The following is a 19,160-nucleotide window of genomic DNA, read 5'->3' on the forward strand; positions in this document are numbered from 1 at the left end:
GTTGTGTCATGCATGAGCTCACCATCGCCTCAAGCCTGATCGACCTTGCCAGCGATCACGCCGCGCGCAACGGCCGGGCCCGGGTCATCGGAATGCATGTGCGCCTCGGAGTCATGTGCGGCATCGCCCGCTCGCTCTATTTCTGCTTCGGCCCGGCGACGCGCGGCACGCTTTGTGAAGGTGCCAAGCTGCACATCGAGGAAGTGCCGCTGACCATATTCTGCGAGCACTGCGCCGAGGTGCGGTCGCCGCTCTCGCTTTCCAATCTTCGTTGCCCCGACTGCGGGAGGCCTTCACGCAAGGTGCTGTCCGGGCGCGAGATGGAGCTTATCCACATCGAGCTTGAGGAAGAAGCGCAGCACCCTGCGGCCCAGGCTCGGCAAGCACTTCAGTAGTTATCTGTTGGGAGGAACAGCATGCTTGATCGAAAAACAGAGACAGCAAAGTGGCAATTCACGCCACATCAACATCGCGGCCCCGCCGAGCAGTTCGGCGAGAATGACCACATCTACTCGCCGAAGCTGCACAATGGTTCGTTCAAATCCAGGGGGCTCGCCACCTTTATGGGCGCGCCCTATTGCCCGCCGGATCGCCACAAGATCCGCGAGATGGGTGCCAAGATATGCTTCCTGGCCGTGCCGTGGGACCAGGGCCAGATCGTGCGCGCCGGCGCCTCGCAAGGCGCCGCGGGGCTGCGCGACGCGACGACGCAGTATTTTCCCTACATGTTCGAATACGACGTCGACCTGCTGAGCTTTTTCCGTGTCGTCGACTGCGGCGACGTGCCGACCGTGCCGGGCAACAACATCAAGTCGCAGGAATATACCGCCGACTACGTCACCGAGTGCCTCGAAGGCGGCGCCAAGGTGATCCTGTTCGGCGGCGATCACTCCCTGCCGATCCCCGGCGCCAAGGCGCTGTCGCGTTTCACCGGCAGCGGCAAGATGGGCTATCTGCATGTCGATTGCCATCTCGACGCCGGACCCGACTGGGCCGGCAACCTGATCACCAACTGCTCCGGCGCGCCGCGCGCGCTCGACCTGCCCAATTGCAACGCCAGGAACATGGCGCATATGGGGTCGCGCAACAGCCTCAATCCCAAGGACTGGTGGGACTTCTACGTCGACAACGAGATCCGCGTTGTGACCATGCCCGAGATGATCGAGCGCGGGCTGGAAGTGTGCGCCAACGAGATCTTCGAACGGGTGAAGAAGGACACCGACTCGCTGTACTTCACCTGGGACACGGACTCGATCGACATCAGTTGCATGCCCGCCAACTCCGCGCCGGAATGCTACGGCCTGAAAGGGCGCGAAGTGATCCAGCTTGCGCGCATCGCTGGCCGCCACGGCTGCGACATTCTCGATATCGTCGAGCTCTGCCCGGACTTCGATCCGAGCCAGATCAGCGCCAAGATGACGGTCAACATGATCTACCACTATCTCGGCTCGCGTGCCCAGACCCTGCGCCAGCAGGGCAAGCAACCGTAAGAATTCTCAGGGAGGAGATTAAGTCATGAACCCAGCAAAATCCTATGCCCATCTGTTCTCGCCGCTTGGCGGCGACGCCGGCGACAACTACCGGGCGCCCGGCCTGATCACGTTCCTGCGTTCGGCTCACGTGCCGCTGAATGCCGAAGCGCTGAAGGCCTGCGGTGCGAAATACGCCTTCGTCGGCGTGCCGTTCGACGAGGGTAACATCGGCAAGCCCGGCTCGGAGGATGCTCCGCGCGAGTTCCGCCTCATCACGCAGGAGTATTTTTCCTACTGGTTCGAATACAATGTCGACCTGCATGGCAAGGCTGTCGATTGCGGCGACGTTTCGATGCCGAAGGTCAGCCCCGAGGTGGCCCATGAGCGCATCTATCGTGCGGTCCGCGAAGTGCTGAAGTCCGGGCTCATCCCGATCATCTGCGGCGGCGACCGCTCGATTTCGATCACTGCGGCGCGGGCGCTGTCCGACCATATCGGCCCGCAAAAGAAGATGGGCTACATGCATTTCGGCGCGCAGCTCGACATGGCCGACAGCTGGGCCGGCGAGCGCAATCTCGCCCCGTGCGCCATGGCGCGCATCACCGAACTGCCCAATCTCGACATCAGGAATGTCGCGCATCTGGGCGCCCGCAACGCCATGAACCCGAAGGACCATATCGACCTCTCGAAGGAGAGAGGCCTTCAGTACGACTCGATGTTCGACCTGTTCGACGCGGGCATCTACCCGCTGGTCGAGCGTTCGATCGACCGGGTCTGGAGCGGCACCGACGCGCAGTACCTCGGCTTCAATTTCAACGTCATGGATTCGTCGACGGCACCCGGCGTCACTTCGACGGAACCGGGCGGCCTCGAGTCGCGTGAGATGATGCGGATTGTCGACATGATCGCCAAGCGTGGCGGTGTCAGCGTCATCGATCTCACCGAGCTATGCCCGATCTTCGACATCAGCGGCACGGCGGCCCGCCTGGCGGCGTGCGTGATCATGCGCCTGATGGCTTCGCTGGCAGCACAGGATGGCGACGTCATCGACGACAAGCTGCGCCGCACCGATCTGGTCGCCGCCGAATAGACAGCCACTTGGACAAGGCCGGCTGCCGCCGGCCACAGGAGTTGATGGTGAACACGACAACGAACACAACAAAGATCACGCGGTTCGCTGCGGCGGTTGCCGTTGCATATGCCGCGTCGACGATGCCGAGCTACGCGCATTTTCTGCCCGAGGCCGGCGGCCTCGGGGCTGGACTATCTCACCCGCTCTCCGGGCTTGATCATATCCTGGCCATGGCTGGGGTAGGCATCTGGGCCGGGCAGAATGCCGACAACGAGCCGTATTTTCGCTGGCTGCCGCTCGGCTTCGTCATCGGAATGATCGCGGGCGCGGTCTTTGGCATGACCGGGCTGTCGCTTCCCTTTGTCGAACTGGGCATCGCCGGATCGGTGGTGTTGCTGGGCGCGATCGTGGCGCTGGGCAGCCGGGTGCCGTTCGGTGCGGCCTTTGCGATGACGGTTGCCTTCGGCGGCCTGCACGGTTTCGCCCACGGCCAGGAATTGCCGATTGCCAGCAATGCCTTCCTCTATGGGCTGGGGTTTGTCGCTTCGACAGTTGTCCTGCATGCGCTGGGCTTCTCGCTTGCCAGCTTCGTCGCCCGCTTGTCCTGGCGTAGCGCGCTCAAGGTGGGCGGTGGCGGCATCGCCGCCGCAGGCGTCGTCCTGGCAGCCGGTCTGGCCGGCTGATCGGTCGAGCCTATCGATCGGCGGAGCCGGCGCCCAGCCGCCTCCGCCCGGCCTGAGCGTTGGAGGGCGCTCAGGCACATCGCTTCGGCCATACGGCTGAAACCTCCGCATCCTGATCTGTCGCATGCCCTGCAAATGGGAAGCGACGAACGATTGAACTCCCTGGCGCGCGATGCCGCGCCGGTACGAAACCTGTTTGCCAAAATGACCGGAGGAACAAGATGACCTTGAGCTGGCGTTTTACCGCCCTTGGCGATCGTCACCGAGCACTCGGCTCCAATCTCGAGGATTGGAGCGGCATGGGAACAGCCTGGACCTACGACGCCGATCCGTTCGACCAGCACGTCGCGATCCGCACCAGGGCCGGCCTGATGGACGTTTCAGGATTGCGGAAGATGCACCTGATCGGGCCGCACGCGATTGCGATCCTCGAGTACATCACGACCCGCAGTGTGGCCAAGATCCAGCCGGGCCGTTCGGTCTATGCCGCTATCCTCAACGAGCGCGGCCACCTGACCGACGATTGCGTGCTGTATCGCAACGGACCCAACGCCTGGATGCTGGTCAGCGGAACCGGCACGGCGCATGAGGAGATCATCAAGCAGGCCGCCGGGCGCAATTGTGCCGTGCTGTTCGACGACGACCTTCACGATCTATCGCTGCAGGGACCTCTGGCAGTCGATTTCTTGGCCAAACACGTGCCCGGAATCCGCGACCTCAATTATTTCAACCACATCCACACCACGCTGTTCGGCGCTCCGGTGACGATCTCGCGCACGGGCTACACCGGCGAGCGCGGCTACGAGATTTTCGTGCGCGGCCAGGATGCGCGGCTTGTCTGGGATACGATCCTTTCCGAAGGCAAGGATATGGGTATCATCCCGTGCTGCTTCAGCACGCTCGACCTGCTGCGGGTCGAGAGCTACCTGCTGTTTTATCCCTACGACAATTCCCAGATGTACCCGATTGCAGGAGAGCCGGTTGGAGACAGCCTGTGGGAACTCGGCCTCGATTTCACGGTATCGCCTGGCAAGACCGGCTTCCGGGGGGCGGAAGAGCATTATCGCCAGAAGGGCAAGGAGCGGTTCAAGATCTTCGGCATGCTGATCGAGGGCGACCAGATGGCCGATCTCGGCGACGAGGTCTGGGCCGACGGCAAGAAGGTCGGCGTCATCACCTGCCCGTCCTATTCGAAGCTGACCAAGCGATCGATGGCGATCGCCCGTCTCGATGTGCCCTATGCCAAGCAAGGCGTAAAGCTGGAAGTCCGCGGCAAGTCGCTGCGGGCTAACGCGATCGCTCACACGCTGACCTTCGACGATCCGGAAAAGAAAAAACGGACCGCAAAGGGGTAATATCCGAAGATGGTAGCGGGGGATCGATGTGAGCCTGGTGTTGGCAACGCTGGCAACCTCAGGCGGATCCCCCTCGCGAACGCTTCACCAGACGTTGCGGATTGATTGCAGATCCATGTGAGGCTTGGGCTGTGAGGCAAGCAGGACCATCAGTCGAAGGGGCTGGAGCCGTGTGCTCAGGCGACCCGACGGGCAGTGCCGGTTTGGATTGACGGTCCTGACACGTAACGCTGCCCAAGCGCGTTGCCTTTCTTCGGCCGGCAGGATATTTCTATGACACCGGAAACAGTGGCGTTTCCCAAATCTCCCCAAGCAGAATCTGTCCGGCTCACGCTGATGACCGGAGTACTTTGTTTCGGCCTGCTCAATTGGTGGCATAGATCGCATGGCAAATGTCGACTGGCGTATTGGCGTCTTGTTCTCCAGCAGCGGGGTAACTGCTGCGGCCGAGATGGCGGAAGCGAATGCGACACGCCTGGCAACAGAAGAGATCAACGCAGCCGGCGGCGTTCGGGGGCGACCGATCAAGCCTGTTTTTTATGACCCGGAATGTTCTGCCAAGAAATATCAGGAACTCGCCGTTCGTCTTCTCGCCGAGGATGGCATCAAGATCATTTTCGGATGCTATATGTCGTCGGCGCGAAAGGCTGTCCTCCCGGAAATAGAATCCTACCGAGGACTGCTGTTCTACCCAACTTTCTACGAGGGGTTCGAGTACTCGACACGTTGTTTCTACACGGGTTCCTCATCGAACCAGAATGCGGTCCAGCTCGCGCGGTATCTGATAGAGAATTACGGCAAGCGGTTCCTCCTGGTCGGCTCGAACTACGTGTTCCCCTACGAGTACAACCGTGTCGTCATGGATCTTGTGACGAGGGCCAACGGGACCATTCTCGACGAGATCTATGTCCCTGTCGAAGCCGTCCGCAAGGATTTCGACCGGGTCATCAAGCAGATCAAGAAGCTGAAGCCGGACATCGTGGTGTCGACGGTGGTGGGCACCGGCGCGGTCATGCTTTACGAGGCCTACAAAGAGGCCGGCTTTGACGTCGAGACCATGCCGATCGCGAGCCTGACGACAACCGAAGCCGAAGTTGCCGAGATGGCGCCCGAGGTTGCTGCGGGGCATCTGACTTCGGCGTCGTTCTTCGAAACTCTGGACACGCCACAGGCGCGGCGGTTTGTTTCCGCCTACAAAAAACGCTTCGGCCCCAATGCTCCTGTCACGGCAGGCGCCGAGGCCGCCTATTTTCAGGTTCATCTCTACGCCAATGCTCTGGAATTGGCCGGTACGGATGAGCCTGAGGCTTTGGCCAAACACTTGGCCGGGCTGGAATTCGATGCGCCGCAAGGCCGCATACGGATTGACCCCGATAATCACCACACAGAACTCTGGTCACGGATCGGGCGTGTCAATTCGGAGGGCAAGTTCGACGTCATCTGGCAATCCGAAACGAGAGTCAGGCCGGATCCTTACTTCGTCACCGCGTCATTCGATGATTGGATGAGCAAACCACATCAGCTGCAACGCAAAGCATAGTGGATCGTTCGGTGCCAGCCAGGATACTCCAGGACCTGAAAGGCTTGCGCGTTCAAGTCATCCATCCGCCGGACTCGGAGGGATTGGCATTGATCGAGCATCTTCGCCGCATTGGCTGCAGCTGTGAGACGACCTGGCCTCTGCCTGATGCCATAAGCCCCTCGGCGGTGGTGGTCCTGGTTTCGATCGAGCAGGAGAACCGGGAAAAGATCCTGCGCCTGTTTCGACCGGTGCAGCCGTCCGACCCCGCCTTGCTGGCGGTGGTCACCTACGAAGACCCAAGCACACTTCAGGTGGTCCTGGAATGCGGTGCGCTGGCAGTCATCGAGCGGCCGATCCGCCCGTTCGGCTTACTGACCAACCTGACGATCGCACGCGCGCTTTGGCTGGAGCGACAGAATGCGGGCAAGAGAATCCGCAAGCTCGAACGAAAGCTGGCCGGAAACAATCGGATCTTGCGGGCCAAGAGTATTCTGATGGAAACACAAGGGCTTAGCGAGCATGATGCCTACGAAAACATTCGTCGGCAGGCGATGGCAAAGCGCGTTCCGATGGACGATCTGGCGAGTGCGATCATCAATGCACATGAGCTCTTGACCTTCAAAGAGATGCGTGACTAGAATGAAAAATAATTGACGCCGGGTGAAGCCTGAGCGTCGATCCGGTGCGAGACAAGGTCGTCAGCACTGACAGGCTGTGTAGCCCGCAAGACTCCTGAACGGAGTTGGCGGGTTTTTTTGTTTTCGGCTGTTCCCGACAGGGCCGTTGGCAGCCGTTGGTTCAGTTTACAGCTATTCCCGACGCTCATTGGTCAGCGCGTGCGAACGCGTGCGCGGCATTGCTTTGGCCAAAGTCGGATACCTGTTTCGGCGTCATGCGTGCCGGATCGTCAGTCAAGCGTTCGTTCGTCTGAAAAGGGATGTCTGTAGTAATAGTAAATAACAAGAAAATAAAACCAAATTCTTATCGCGTGTGTTCCGCAACTATTTCGGAGAAGTGAATGGTATGATTTGGAGTTAAGCTTTCTAAATATCAGGAGGAGCGAAAAAATACTGAATAAGTTTTGATTATTACATCGTTCTAATACACGTTCTGCACGGCCGCGAATGGGGCGGCTTCCTAAAAATAAATCGCACATAGATGCGAACAGGAGGAACAATGAAGAACCAAGATCGACGTACGTTTCTTAAAGCATCGGGTCTTGCGGCTGTCGGACTGGCAGCTCCGGCGATCCTGCGTCTCGGGGGCAAGGCCTGGGCGGCAAATGAGATTCCCGTCGGCATCATGTATTCGCTGACGGGCACCACGGCGATCGTCGAGAAATCGATGAACCAATGCGCCCAGATGGCGATTGCCGAAATCAACGCCAAGGGTGGCGTTCTTGGCCGCCAGCTGCGTGCCATCATCGAAGACCCGGCATCCGAGCCGCGCATATACAGCGAAAAGGCGCGCAAGCTCACGATCGAAGACCAGGTTCCCGTGATCTTCGGCTGCTACACCACAGCCAGCCGCAAGGCTGTCCTGCCGGTCGTGGAGCGGCGCAAGGGCCTGCTGGTCTGGCCGACCTGGTACGAGGGCGAGGAGTGCTCCAAAAACGTGCTCTACGCCGGCTCGGCAGTGCCCAACCAGCAGCTGGAAAATTCCCTGCCGTGGCTGAAAAAGAGCCTCGGCAAGAACAAGGTCTTCATCGTTGGCTCCGACTATGCCTTTCCCCGCGGGATGGCAAAGACCTCGAAGACGATCTGCCAAAGGATCGGCATGGAGGTTGTCGGCGACGAATACCTCCCGCTCGGGCATACCGAATGGGCGTCCATGGTCTCGAAGATCGGTTCGAGCGGCGCAGACGTCATCTTCTCCAACGTCGTGGGCGACTCCATCGTTGCCTTCTACCGGGAGCTGCGCAACCAGGGCTACGACTTCGACAAGCTGCCTTTGTGTTCTTCGACGACAACCGAAGTCGAGATCAAGGCGATGGGTCCTGAATACGCGCTGGGAAGCTATGTTTCGCTGCCCTATTTCCAGACCGTCGACACACCGCAGAACAAGGTTTTCGTCGAGGCATTCAAGGCCTACGCCGGAGCCGACGCTGTAACCCACGCGGCGATGGAGGCGGTGTATATCGGCGTCAACATGTGGGCAATGGCGGCAGAAAAGGCCGGTGATCTCGCGCCGGAGGCCATTGTTGCCAGTGTTGGCGGCCTGTCCTTCGACGCGCCGCAGGGCAAGGTCACGGTCGATCCCGACAACCTGCACAGCTACCTGACGCCGCGCATCGGCAAGACCCGTGCGGACGGCCTGCTCGACGTAGTCGATCAGTATGCCGAGCCGCTTGTGCCGCTGCCGTACTCGAGTGTCGGCGAGACGGCCGAGAAGCGGGTCTGCGCGACAAGCGGGGCGACCCTCTAGTCCTCGATCAGCCAGCTTTGCCGGCGCGGATGCTCGCGCCGGCACGATCCCTCGACAGACGCGGATGAAAGCGGCATGGAAACATTTGTCATCGGCCTGAGTATCGCATCGATACTTTTCATGGTCGCCCTTGGCCTGGCGATAATCTACGGCACCATGAACGTCATCAACCTGGCCCATGGCGAGATGGTGATGATCGGGGCCTACACCACGGTCCTGGCGACCAAGCACCTTGGCTTCAACATCTATCTCTGCCTGCCGCTGGCGTTCCTGGTGACAGCGACCTTCGGGCTGATCATCGAGCGAACAGTCGTTCGCAGGCTCTACGGGCGGCTGCTCGACACCTTGCTGGCAACCTGGGGCATTGCGCTCATACTGCAGCAACTCATCCGAATTCACTTTGGGCTCGGGCTCTTCGGCATCGAGATCGATGGCCTCGGCTCGGACCTTCAGAACGTCCCTGTTCCAGCCGAACTGCAGCAGGCCATACGTGTCTTCGGCGCCAACATACCGGTCTACCGAGCCTTCGTGTTCGTGGCCGCCCTGGCGTTGGGCGCTATCAGTTGGCTGCTGATCTTCAGGACGCGATTTGGCAGCCAGCTTCGGGCCGTTTCGGTTGCCAGGAATACTGCGGCGGCCTGCGGTATCAACGACAAGCGCGTCAATATGCTGGCGTTCGCCTATGGCTCCGGACTTGCGGGCATTGCGGGCGTGCTGGTGTCGGGTTTCAAGACCGTGTCACCCGACATGGGAACGCCTTATGTCGTCGATGCCTTTCTCGTTGTCGTCGCCGGCGGCGTTGGCCATCTGCTCGGCACCTTCGCCTCGGCAGGCATTCTCGGCGAAGTCCAGAGCTTCGTCGCCACCTGGGCAAACGACGTCTACGGGCGAACGGTCCTGTTCACCGTCGTGATCCTCATTCTCCTCTTCAAGCCTCAGGGCCTCTTCGTCACCAAGAGCCGCTGAGCTTGGCTGCAACATGGACGAGCGCATGACATACCGCACCGCTTCCATAATCGCATACATAGTGTTCTTCGCCGTTGTGCTTGCGCTTCCGCTCGTGCTCAACAGCTTCTGGACCAACCGTGTCGCGACTTACCTTGTCTATTCGATCTGTGCGATCGGCATCAGCATGTCGTGGGGCTATGCCGGCATCCTGAGCCTCGGCCAGGGACTTTTTTTCGGCATGGGCGCTTACATGCTGGCGATGTCGCTGACCCTGGCCGTACCGGAAAACAATCCGGTACCGCAACTCATGCTTCTCAACATGGAGCCGGATGCTGTCCGCGATCTATGTTGCGTCACCACCGGATCGTTCCTGTGGATTCCATTTCGATCCATCACGGTCGGCATGATTGCTGCGATCGTCGTGCCGTGCGTACTGGCTGCCGCGATCGGCTATGTCATGTTCAAGCGACGGACGACCGGCGTCTATGTCAGCATCATCACGCTGGCCTTCGCCTTGATCGGCCAGTTGCTGATCATCAACAACCAGCCGCTCACCGGCGGCTTCAACGGCCTCGCCAACCTTGCGCTGCTGGAAATTGGCGGCTTTGAATTCGACCCCTACGGCCCAAGCGCGTACTACACCGTCGCGCTCACGCTCCTCGCGGTGATCCTCCTGGCCCGCTACATGCTGTCGGGGCGGATAGGCCAGGTCCTCAAGGCCATTCGCGAGGACGAAGCGCGCGCCCGCTACCTCGGCTACGACGTCGAGAATTACAAGCTCTTCATCTTCTGCGTTTCGGCCGGTGTCGCCGGCCTGGCGGGAATGCTGTTCACCCTGACCTCCGAATTCGCCACGCCGTCGCTGATGGCGACGTCATTGAGCATCTCGATGGTGATCTGGGCTGCGACAGGTGGCCGTGCATCCCTGCTCGGCGCCTGTATCGGCGCTCTGATCGTCAATTTCGTCGGCTCCCTTGCCAGCGAAAGCGCCACCTTCCAGCCGGTCTGGCCGATCATTTTGGGTCTGCTTTTTGTCTTCGTCGTTCTGTTCATGCCGAACGGGATTGCCGGGATATTCAAGGCTTTGGTCGAACGCTCCGGCAAGGCCGAGCGCTTTGCCGAGGCCGAACTGTCCGCAAGGGAGGCATGATTGATGAATGCCCTTCACAGGCCATCTCGAACTGCGGCACTGGCATCAGCTGCCCCCATCCTGCGGACGCAGAATCTGACGGTGAGGTTCGACGAATTTCCCGCCGTTCGCGACGTCGATCTGTCGATCGCCGATGGCGAACTCAGGGTGATCATCGGCGCCAATGGTGCCGGGAAGTCGACCTTGCTCGACCTCCTTTGCGGCAAGACGCTGCCGTCCGAGGGCGAGATCTGGCTGCATGACCGCAACATCACCGGCATCGGCGAGGCTGCCATTGCAAGGAGCGGCGTCGGCCGCAAGTTCCAGACGCCAACGGTTTTCAAGGACATGACCGTGCTGGAAAACCTGCAGGTTGCCAGCAACCGCAGGGTCCGTGTTTTCCAGAACCTGTTCGAACGGGTGAAGCCCAGGCCAAGCGACAGGGAGGTCGCCGTCGCAGAAAGGACCGGGTTGCTCGGTTCGATGAAGCGCAAGGCATCGGAACTGTCGCACGGTCAACTGCAATGGCTCGAACTGGCAATGGTCCTGAGCCAGGACCCCAAGATCATTCTCCTCGACGAGCCCGCCGCAGGGATGACCTCGGCCGAAACCGACAAGACGGCCGAGTTGCTGCTCGACCTTGCGGGCCAACACACGGTGCTGGTGATCGAACACGACATGGCATTCGTCCGCCGCATCTGCCGGACCATTACCGTGATGCACCAGGGATCAGTACTTGCCGAGGGAACCGCGGAGGAGATCGAACGCAACCCCGCGGTCATCGAGGCCTATCTTGGATCGGCGACGCTCAGCCATGCTTAAATTCAAAGACCTCAACGTGTTCTACGGAACCAGCCACATCATCCACGATCTCAATCTTGAAATCCGCAAGGGCGAGGTTTTCTGCATCATGGGGCGCAACGGTGTGGGCAAGACGACCCTGTTGCGCAGCCTGCTCGGCATCACCGTGCAGACCAAGGGCGCGATCGAATTCGAAGGTACCGAGATCAGCCGGGACCTTACCTATGAACGTGCGCGGCGCGGCATCGGTTATGTGCCCCAGGGGCGTGAAATCGTGCCAGGGCTCAGCGTGCTCGACAATATCCTGCTTGGCTGCAACGCGCGGGCGGATCGCCAGATGTCGGTCCCTCCCTTGGTCTGGACCCTGTTTCCCTTCTTGAAAGATCATCTGAACCGACGTGGCACCAACCTTTCCGGCGGCCAGCAGCAGCAACTGGCGATTGCCCGGGCACTCGCCACGGATCCAAGCATTCTTGTCCTTGATGAACCGACTGAGGGCATCCAGCCAAACATAGTCGAGCATATCGAAAAAGCGATCATGTCGCTCAACCGGGATCATGGGCTGACCATCATCCTCGTCGAGCAGAAGATACGCTTTGCGCGTACCGCTGCGCATCGATTTGCCATCCTCGAAAAGGGACAAATCGCGGCAGCCGGCGAAACTGCCGACCTCAGCAACGAGCTGATCCACAAGCATATGAGCCTGTAGAGCCGAAGTGGCTTTGGTGGTCGGGATATCCGATGGCACCGACGAGTGGTCTAGCGCAGAAAGGATTTTGAGATGCTGCGAGTTGAAAGCGTTGTAGGCAGCCGAAGCGATCCGGGCTTGCACGAGGCCATCCACCATCTCGAACATCACCATGCGGTCGAGTTCGTGACGGTTGCGGCCGGCGATCTCGACCGGCGGCGGCTGATGGCGCGGACGGACAAGGGCGAGGAGGTGGCGATCACCTTGCCGCGCGACCAGAAGCTGCACGATGGTGCCGTGCTTGTGCTCGACGACCATCGCGCGGTGATAGTCAGGGCCGGCGAGCAGCGCTGGCTGAGGATCACGCCGCACTCGGCCAGCGATGCGCTGGAACTCGGCTATCACGCCGGCAATCTCCACTGGCGGGTGCGTTTCGACGGTGAGGATCTTCTGGTGGCGCAGGACGGGCCCGCCTCGGCCTATGCCGCGCGCATCGAGCCGTTGATTTCCGGCGGTCGGGTCAAGCTGAGCGAGGAGGCCGAATGAGCCTTTCCGCAACGAACCTGCTCGTCGCCCTGCAGCATGCCGACGGGCAATTCCCATCAGGCGGCTTTGCCTTTTCGCAAGGGCTCGAGGCATCGTCATCGCTGGCCGACCGGTTGGGCGTGTTCGAATTCGCCGATTTCGTCGACACCCAGATCCGCCACCGCTGGGCCGATGCGGACCGTGTCGCGCTGGTGCGGGCGTATCGGCTTGCCGGCGATCTCGACGCGCTTGCCGAACTGGACCGCGAGGTCGAGGCCTCGACCTTCGTGGAGGGGCTGCGGTCGGGCTCGCGCCGCAACGGCACGGCCCTCCTGACCACCCATGGGCGCCTGGGAACCAAGGGGGCGACTGCCTATCGCGGAATGGTCCGTTATGGCAGCGCCTGCGGCCACCTCGCCGTCGTCCAGGGCCTTGTGTGGCAGGCGCTTGGCCTCGACGAGGCGACGGCCGTTGCGATCGGCGGCTACCAGATGGTCGCCTCGCTGGCGACGGCTGCGGTGCGGCTCGGCCTGATCGGGGCCATCGACGCGCAGGCTTCGATGGCCCGGGCACTACCCGCGATCGAAGCCGCGGCCTGCAGGCCGGTCGCGGATGGCGAGGCGCTGCGTTCGTTCACGCCGCTTTGCGAGATCGCAGTCGCCATGCACGGCACGTCCGGCCAGCGCCTGTTTTCCAATTGATGAGGAGCGCACGCCATGTTGCTTACCCCGACCGAACTTGAACGCCTGACCATCTACACGGCGGCCGAACTTGCGCGCAAACGCCGGGCCAAAGGCTTGTCGCTCAACTACCCCGAAGCCGTCGCGATCATCTCCGACGAGATTCTCGAAGGCGCCAGGGAAGGGCGCTCGGTCGCCGAGATGATGTCGTTCGGCTCCGCCATCTTGACCCAGGCCGACGTCATGCCAGGGGTGGCGGCGATGTTGCCGATGTTGCAGATCGAGGCGACGTTCCGCGACGGCACCAAGCTGGTCACCGTGCATGAGCCGCTGCGGCCGGCAGCCGGTGCCGTTGCCGACGATCTCGAACCCGGCGCGATCATCACCGAAGACGGCGAGATCGAGCTGAATGCCGGCCGCCGCAAGCTGACGCTGAAGGTGGTCAACACCGGCGACCGTCCGGTGCAGATCGGCAGCCACTACCACTTCTTCGAGGTCAACAAGGCGCTCGACTTCGACCGCGCGGCTGCCTTCGGCATGCGGCTCGACATTGCCGCGGGCACGGCGGTGCGTTTCGAGCCGGGGCAGGAGAAGGACGTGCCGCTCACCACTTTCGGCGGGCAGCAACAGCTCTCCGGCCTCAACGGGCTGTCGAACGGCTCGGCCGACGATGCGGCGGTCAAGGCCGCTGCCCTTGATAACGCCCGCGCCCGCGGCTTCCGCGGCGCCTGAGGGGAGGAACGACCATGGCAACACTGTCACGCCGCGACTATGCGGCAATGTATGGCCCGACCACCGGCGACGGCTTTCGCCTCGGCGACACCTCGCTCGTCGCCGTCGTCGAGAAGGATTTCGCCGTCTATGGCGACGAATGCCTGCATGGCGGCGGCAAGACCTTGCGCGACGGAGCCGGCCTTGCCGCCGGCGTCACCAGTGCCGAGGGCGCGCTCGACTTCCTGTTGTGCAATGTCACCGTGATCGATGCCGTGGTCGGCATCGTCAAGGGCGATCTCGGGATCAGGGACGGCAAGATCGTCGGCATCGGCAAGGCCGGCAATCCGGCGATCATGGACGGTGTCGATCCGCGCCTGATCGTCTCCGCGGCAACCACGGTGCGCGACTGCGAGGGCCTGATCGCCACCGCCGGCGCGCTCGACGTGCATGTCCATTTCGACAGCGCGCAATTGTGCGAGCATGCCATTGCCTCGGGCATCACCACCATGCTCGGCGGTTCGCTCGGGCCGATCACCGTCGGCATCGATTGCGGCGGCCCGTTCAATGTCGGCAAGATGCTTCAGGCGGCGGAAGAATGGCCGATCAATTTCGGCTTTCTCGGCCGCGGCAATTCGCACAAGCCGGCCTCGCTGGTCGAGCAGATCGAGACCGGTTGCCTTGGCCTCAAGCTGCACGAGGACTGGGGCACCATGCCGGCCTCGATCGACACCTGCCTGACGGTGGCCGACCAGCTCGATTTCCCGGTCCAGATCCATACCGACACGCTGAACGAATCCGGCTTCCTCGAGGACACGCTCGCCGCCATCAACGGTCGCACCATCCACATGTACCACACCGAAGGTGCCGGCGGCGGCCACGCCCCGGACATCATCAGCGTCGCCGGCGTGCCGTGGTGCCTGCCGTCCTCGACCAACCCGACCAATCCCTACACCGTCAACACCTTCGACGAACACCTCGACATGACGATGGTCTGCCATCACCTCAACCCGGCCATTCCCGAGGATGTCGCCTTTGCCGAAAGCCGCATCCGCGCCCAGACCATCGCCGCCGAGGATATCCTGCACGATATCGGCGCGATCTCAATGCTCGGCTCCGACAGCCAGGGCATGGGCCGCATCAACGAGGTGATCTGCCGCACCTGGCAACTCGCCGACAAGATGAAGAAGCAGCGCGGCCGCCTGCCAGAGGAGGCGACGCGCTTCGGCGACAACGAACGCATCAAGCGCTACGTCGCCAAATACACCATCAATGCAGCCCGCACCTTCGGCATCGCCGCGCATGTCGGTTCGCTCGAAGACGGCAAGATGGCCGACATCGTGATCTGGCGGCCGGCTTTCTTCGGCATCAAGCCAGAGCTCGTCATCAAGGGCGGCTTCATCGCCTGGGGTGCCATGGGCGACAGCGCCGCGTCGCTGATGACCTGCGAGCCGCTGTTGCTGCGCCCGCAATGGGGCGCCTTCGGACGCGCCAAGCAGGCGCTCTCGGCCTGCTTCGTAAATCCGCTCGCCATCGACCGGGGCCTTGCCGCGACGCTCGATCTGAAGAAGGCGCTGCTGCCCTCGCGCGGCAATCGCGGCCTCACGAAGAAGGACATGCTGCACAACGATGCCTGCCCCAACATCCGCGTCGATCCGCAGACCTTCGATGTCTTTGTCGATGGCGAATTGGCCACCTGCGAGCCGGCGCATGAGCTGCCGCTGACCCAACGCTACATGCTGAGGTGATATCATGGACGTCAGGACTTCTTCCTTTGCACCGTCGGCCTCGCGCGTCGGGGCTGCCCGCATCGGCATCGGCGGACCCGTCGGTTCCGGCAAGACGGCACTGATCGAACGGCTGATCCCGGCCTTTGCCGAGCGCGGCGTGTCGCTGGCGATCGTCACCAACGATCTGGTGACGGCCGAGGATGCCGAACGCATTCGGCGCTCCGGCCTGATCGATCCGGCGCGTGTCGCAGCCGTCGAGGCGGGCGCCTGTCCGCACACCGTCATCCGCGAGGATCCGACGCTCAACATCGCCGCCGCCGACGATCTGGAAGTGCTGTTTCCCGATGTCGAGCTGATCCTCATCGAGAGCGGCGGCGACAATCTCGCCTCGACCTTCTCGCTCGATCTTGTCGACTGGTGGATGTTCGTCATCGACGTTGCCGGCGGCGACGACATTCCGCGCAAGAAGGGCCCCGGCGTCCTCAAATGCGACCTGCTGGTGGTCAACAAGACCGATCTCGCCCCCCATGTCGGCGTCGATCTCGCGTCGATGGCAGCGCAAGCCGCCACCGCGCGGGCTGGCCGGCCGATGGCGCTCACCAATTGCCGCAGCAATGACGGGGTCGACGCGATTGCCGACCGCATCGTCTCGGACGTGTTGTTCAGATGACGAGCCATTGGCCCCAACCGCGTACCGCTCACGTCCTGGTACAGCCGCGCCAGGCCGAGGCACGCTGTGGCCGTTTCGAGCTCGCCTTCTCCCGTCATGGGCCGCGCACCCATCTGGGCCGCCAGTTCGTGTGCTACCCGTTCCACATGACACGGCCGTTCGCGCTCGATAGGGCCATTCCGTCGCTGCTGACGGTCTATCAGCAATCCTCCTCGGGGGGCCTCTATCGCGACGACAGGCTGACGAGCCGCTACGAGCTCGGCGCCGGTGCGGCAGCCCATGTCACCACCCAGGCGGCAACCGTGGTGCATGATTGCCACGGCCAGCCGGCGCACCAGGAGACCGAGATTGTCCTGGAAGAGCACGCGTTCCTGGCCTTGACGCCCGATCCGCTGGTGCTGTTTCCCGGCGCATCCAGTTCAAGCACAGTGCGGGCCAGGCTCGCACCCGGCGCCGTACTGCTACTGTCCGATGCCTTTACCTGCCACGATCCGGAGGGGCGCTTGCGTTGCTTCGACCGGCTTGGCTCCGATGTCTCGATCCGCGACGCCGCGGGCCGGCTGCTCGTGCGGGACAATCTCGAAGTCAGCGGCGCGCATCTCGCAGGGCCGGCTTCGCCCATCGGCGGCTGGAAGGTCGTGTCCAACTTCATGCTGCTGGGCGATCCCACCCGGCTTCCGACGGCCGAAGCGCTTGTGGCGCTGAACGACATGGCCTCGGCGATCTTAGGGGTGAGCACACTTGCCAATGGGGCGGGCTTTGGCCTGCGCTGCCTGGCGGCCGATGCGATCGCCGCCCGCAGCATGGGCGAAAGCCTTTTCGAGCTCGCCGTGGCCGCGGCCTTCGGCATCCGGCCCGTGCCACGACGCAAATGACAATCGCACTCACATCGCAACCGTGAAGGAAAGCCGATCATGAACAGCAAGTCTCTCGCCAGGTCCGCCGCGCTGGCCGCCTTCGCCCTGGCGCCCAGCCTCGCCAACGCCCATACCGGCCTCGGCCATGTCGAGGGCTTTACCCATGGCTTTGTCCATCCGCTGGGCGGGCTCGACCACGTCCTTGCCATGGTCATGGTCGGCCTGTTTGCGTCGCAACTGGCCGGCCGGGCCCGCTGGCTGGTGCCGGCGAGTTTCGTATCGGTGATGGTGCTGGGCGGCGCACTTGGCCTGGCCGGCATTGCCGTGCCTTTCGTCGAGCTCGGCATCGGCCTGTCCATCGTCGTTCTCGGCGGCGTTGTCGCCTTCAACCTGCGCGCCGGAGTGGCGGCCGCCATGGCGCTGGTCGGCTTCTTTGCGGTCTTCCACGGCTATGCCCACGGCGCCGAGATGCCGGAGAGCGTCAGCGGCCTGGCCTATGGCCTGGGCTTTGTGCTGGCGACCGCGATGCTGCATGCGGCGGGCCTTGGCTTCGGCTTGCTGCTCGATGGCAGGAGCGGGGCGAGGGGGGCGCTTTTTGTTCGTTCGCTCGGCGCAGTGGCAGCCGTCGCCGGTGTCGGCGTGGTGACCGGTCTCGTCTGAGACCGATGAAGCCATCTGCTGCTCCGCGAGCGCAGCAGCATGCATATGCCCAACAGCATGAGGTGCCTGGATGAGTACTTCAGCCCCTTTACATCAGACCCGCTCCGTGGGGTTCCTTCGGGGCGGGGCTGTCGCCGGCAGGAAAGTCGTGTCGGTTCCGCTGCAGCAGGACCCGCACGCCGTTCGCGCGCCTGGGGAGAACGGGCTGCAGGCGGCGATCGGCCGGGAGGTGCGGGCCTGTCGCAAACGCCATGGCATGACGGCCAGCGAGCTTGCGGGCGCCGCAAACATCTCGGTCGGCATGATGTCGAAGATCGAGAACGGCGTCATCTCGGCGTCGCTGACCACATTGCAGGCGCTGTCCCAGGCGCTCGGCGTGCCGATGACCGCGCTGCTCAGGAGCTTCGAGGAAGAGCGCAGCGCGGTGTTCGTCAAGGCGGGCGCAGGCGTCGGGGTCGAGCGGCGCGGCACCCGGGCGGGCCATCAATACAACCTCCTCGGCTATATCGGATCCGGTTCCAGCACGGTGTCGGTCGAGCCCTACCTCATCACCCTGGCCAGCGACACCGACACCTTCCCGCTGTTCCAGCACCCGGGGATGGAGTTTCTCTACCTGCTCGAAGGCGAGATCACCTACCGGCACGGCACGAACCTCTACCATATGACCCCCGGCGACAGCCTGTTCTTCGAAGCCGACACCCCGCACGGCCCGGAGCGACTGGCCCGGCTGCCGATCCGCTTCCTGTCGATCATCGCCTACCCGCAGGGCGGAGAGGATTGACGAGGGATGCCTGGCGCCAAGGTGGCGGCCATCCGTTCAGCGGCATTGCCAGCGAGGACTCTTAGGTCCTGGGACAGTGCGCGCATCTGGATGTCTCCTATCCTGATCACCGCGCCGGAATGCGGAATTGGCAAGAAAAATTCTGAAACTAGGTAACAAAATCATATAGTTATTTAAATAGCTCAAGGGCGCGAAGAGCCAGAATTAGGCCGCATTCTGATGGCCGAGATCGTGTTGGATGGCCATCGGAACGCTGTCCGTGGCCGAGCCAGGCGATAGGCATCATCCGGGCCGAGAGGGCTCCCCGGAATTCTTGCCTATCTTAGATTGTCTTCGCCAGAAATCCATGAATGGTCTCAATGGCTTGCGAATGCAGTGGCTGGGGCGCCAGGATTCGAACCTGGGAATGTCGGTACCAAAAACCGATGCCTTACCGCTTGGCGACGCCCCAA

Annotated in this window: 20 protein-coding genes and 1 tRNA gene; 20 read left to right on the forward strand and 1 reads right to left on the reverse strand. The window is 62.3% G+C overall.

Going from position 1 to position 19,160, the window contains the following annotated elements:
* The first annotated feature begins 8 nt into the window (after positions 1-8).
* The 20 genes from NDO48_RS19560 (at position 9) to NDO48_RS19655 (ending at position 18,708) form a co-directional block, all read left to right on the forward strand.
* Positions 9-395, forward strand: coding sequence for a hydrogenase maturation nickel metallochaperone HypA (locus NDO48_RS19560; protein WP_254300334.1), 387 nt, complete (start codon positions 9-11; stop codon positions 393-395).
* A gap of 21 nt (positions 396-416) precedes the next feature.
* On the forward strand, positions 417-1,490 hold the full coding sequence (locus tag NDO48_RS19565) for an agmatinase family protein (protein WP_267322173.1): 1,074 nt from the start codon (positions 417-419) through the stop codon (positions 1,488-1,490).
* 25 nt (positions 1,491-1,515) lie between these two features.
* The gene (locus NDO48_RS19570) at positions 1,516-2,562 is read left to right on the forward strand and encodes an arginase family protein (protein ID WP_254300332.1); all 1,047 of its coding nucleotides are present in this window, start codon (positions 1,516-1,518) and stop codon (positions 2,560-2,562) included.
* 47 nt (positions 2,563-2,609) lie between these two features.
* Positions 2,610-3,227: a HupE/UreJ family protein gene (locus NDO48_RS19575; protein WP_267322174.1), complete on the forward strand. Its 618-nt coding sequence runs from the start codon at positions 2,610-2,612 to the stop codon at positions 3,225-3,227.
* A 221-nt stretch (positions 3,228-3,448) separates the two neighbouring features.
* Entirely contained in the window at positions 3,449-4,582 is a 1,134-nt protein-coding gene (locus NDO48_RS19580; protein ID WP_263007830.1) for an aminomethyltransferase family protein, read from the forward strand.
* A gap of 385 nt (positions 4,583-4,967) precedes the next feature.
* Positions 4,968-6,122 carry a transporter substrate-binding domain-containing protein gene (locus NDO48_RS19585; protein ID WP_263007829.1) on the forward strand — a complete coding sequence of 385 codons (1,155 nt, stop codon included), beginning with the start codon at positions 4,968-4,970 and terminating at the stop codon, positions 6,120-6,122.
* An 11-nt stretch (positions 6,123-6,133) separates the two neighbouring features.
* The gene (locus NDO48_RS19590; RefSeq protein ID WP_263007833.1) at positions 6,134-6,742 is read left to right on the forward strand and encodes an ANTAR domain-containing response regulator; all 609 of its coding nucleotides are present in this window, start codon (positions 6,134-6,136) and stop codon (positions 6,740-6,742) included.
* 538 nt (positions 6,743-7,280) lie between these two features.
* A complete protein-coding gene (locus NDO48_RS19595; protein WP_263007828.1) occupies positions 7,281-8,528 on the forward strand; it encodes a transporter substrate-binding domain-containing protein in 1,248 nt (415 codons plus the stop codon).
* Between the two features lie 75 nt (positions 8,529-8,603).
* Positions 8,604-9,494, forward strand: coding sequence for an urea ABC transporter permease subunit UrtB (gene urtB, locus NDO48_RS19600; protein WP_263007827.1), 891 nt, complete (start codon positions 8,604-8,606; stop codon positions 9,492-9,494).
* Positions 9,495-9,519: 25 nt separating this feature from the next.
* On the forward strand, positions 9,520-10,626 hold the full coding sequence (urtC, locus tag NDO48_RS19605) for an urea ABC transporter permease subunit UrtC (protein ID WP_263007826.1): 1,107 nt from the start codon (positions 9,520-9,522) through the stop codon (positions 10,624-10,626).
* Between the two features lie 3 nt (positions 10,627-10,629).
* A complete protein-coding gene (gene urtD / locus NDO48_RS19610; RefSeq protein WP_263007825.1) occupies positions 10,630-11,427 on the forward strand; it encodes an urea ABC transporter ATP-binding protein UrtD in 798 nt (265 codons plus the stop codon).
* Positions 11,420-12,115, forward strand: coding sequence for an urea ABC transporter ATP-binding subunit UrtE (gene urtE / locus NDO48_RS19615; protein ID WP_263007832.1), 696 nt, complete (start codon positions 11,420-11,422; stop codon positions 12,113-12,115). The genes urtD and urtE overlap by 8 nt, the downstream gene beginning before the upstream one ends.
* Positions 12,116-12,187: 72 nt before the next feature.
* Entirely contained in the window at positions 12,188-12,640 is a 453-nt protein-coding gene (gene ureE, locus NDO48_RS19620; protein ID WP_263007824.1) for an urease accessory protein UreE, read from the forward strand.
* Positions 12,637-13,320, forward strand: coding sequence for an urease accessory protein UreF (locus NDO48_RS19625; protein ID WP_263007823.1), 684 nt, complete (start codon positions 12,637-12,639; stop codon positions 13,318-13,320). The genes ureE and NDO48_RS19625 overlap by 4 nt, the downstream gene beginning before the upstream one ends.
* 15 nt (positions 13,321-13,335) lie before the next feature.
* The gene (locus tag NDO48_RS19630) at positions 13,336-14,031 is read left to right on the forward strand and encodes an urease subunit beta (protein WP_263007822.1); all 696 of its coding nucleotides are present in this window, start codon (positions 13,336-13,338) and stop codon (positions 14,029-14,031) included.
* 14 nt (positions 14,032-14,045) lie between these two features.
* Complete coding sequence (gene ureC / locus NDO48_RS19635; protein ID WP_267322175.1) at positions 14,046-15,758, forward strand: urease subunit alpha; 1,713 nt, start codon at positions 14,046-14,048, stop codon at positions 15,756-15,758.
* Positions 15,759-15,762: 4 nt separating this feature from the next.
* Positions 15,763-16,410: an urease accessory protein UreG gene (ureG, locus tag NDO48_RS19640; protein ID WP_263007817.1), complete on the forward strand. Its 648-nt coding sequence runs from the start codon at positions 15,763-15,765 to the stop codon at positions 16,408-16,410.
* Positions 16,407-17,285 carry an urease accessory protein UreD gene (locus tag NDO48_RS19645; protein WP_263007816.1) on the forward strand — a complete coding sequence of 293 codons (879 nt, stop codon included), beginning with the start codon at positions 16,407-16,409 and terminating at the stop codon, positions 17,283-17,285. The genes ureG and NDO48_RS19645 overlap by 4 nt, the downstream gene beginning before the upstream one ends.
* Before the next feature lie 39 nt (positions 17,286-17,324).
* A complete protein-coding gene (locus tag NDO48_RS19650) occupies positions 17,325-17,927 on the forward strand; it encodes a HupE/UreJ family protein (RefSeq protein ID WP_263007815.1) in 603 nt (200 codons plus the stop codon).
* A gap of 148 nt (positions 17,928-18,075) precedes the next feature.
* Positions 18,076-18,708, forward strand: coding sequence for an XRE family transcriptional regulator (locus tag NDO48_RS19655; RefSeq protein ID WP_318762264.1), 633 nt, complete (start codon positions 18,076-18,078; stop codon positions 18,706-18,708).
* Between the two features lie 376 nt (positions 18,709-19,084).
* Here the strand turns inward: NDO48_RS19655 and NDO48_RS19660 are convergent.
* Positions 19,085-19,159, reverse strand: a tRNA-Gln gene (locus tag NDO48_RS19660).
* Position 19,160 lies beyond the last annotated feature (1 nt).

This window comes from Aminobacter sp. MET-1 (genome assembly GCF_026521175.1).
In the GTDB taxonomy this organism is placed as follows: Bacteria; Pseudomonadota; Alphaproteobacteria; order Rhizobiales; family Rhizobiaceae; genus Aminobacter.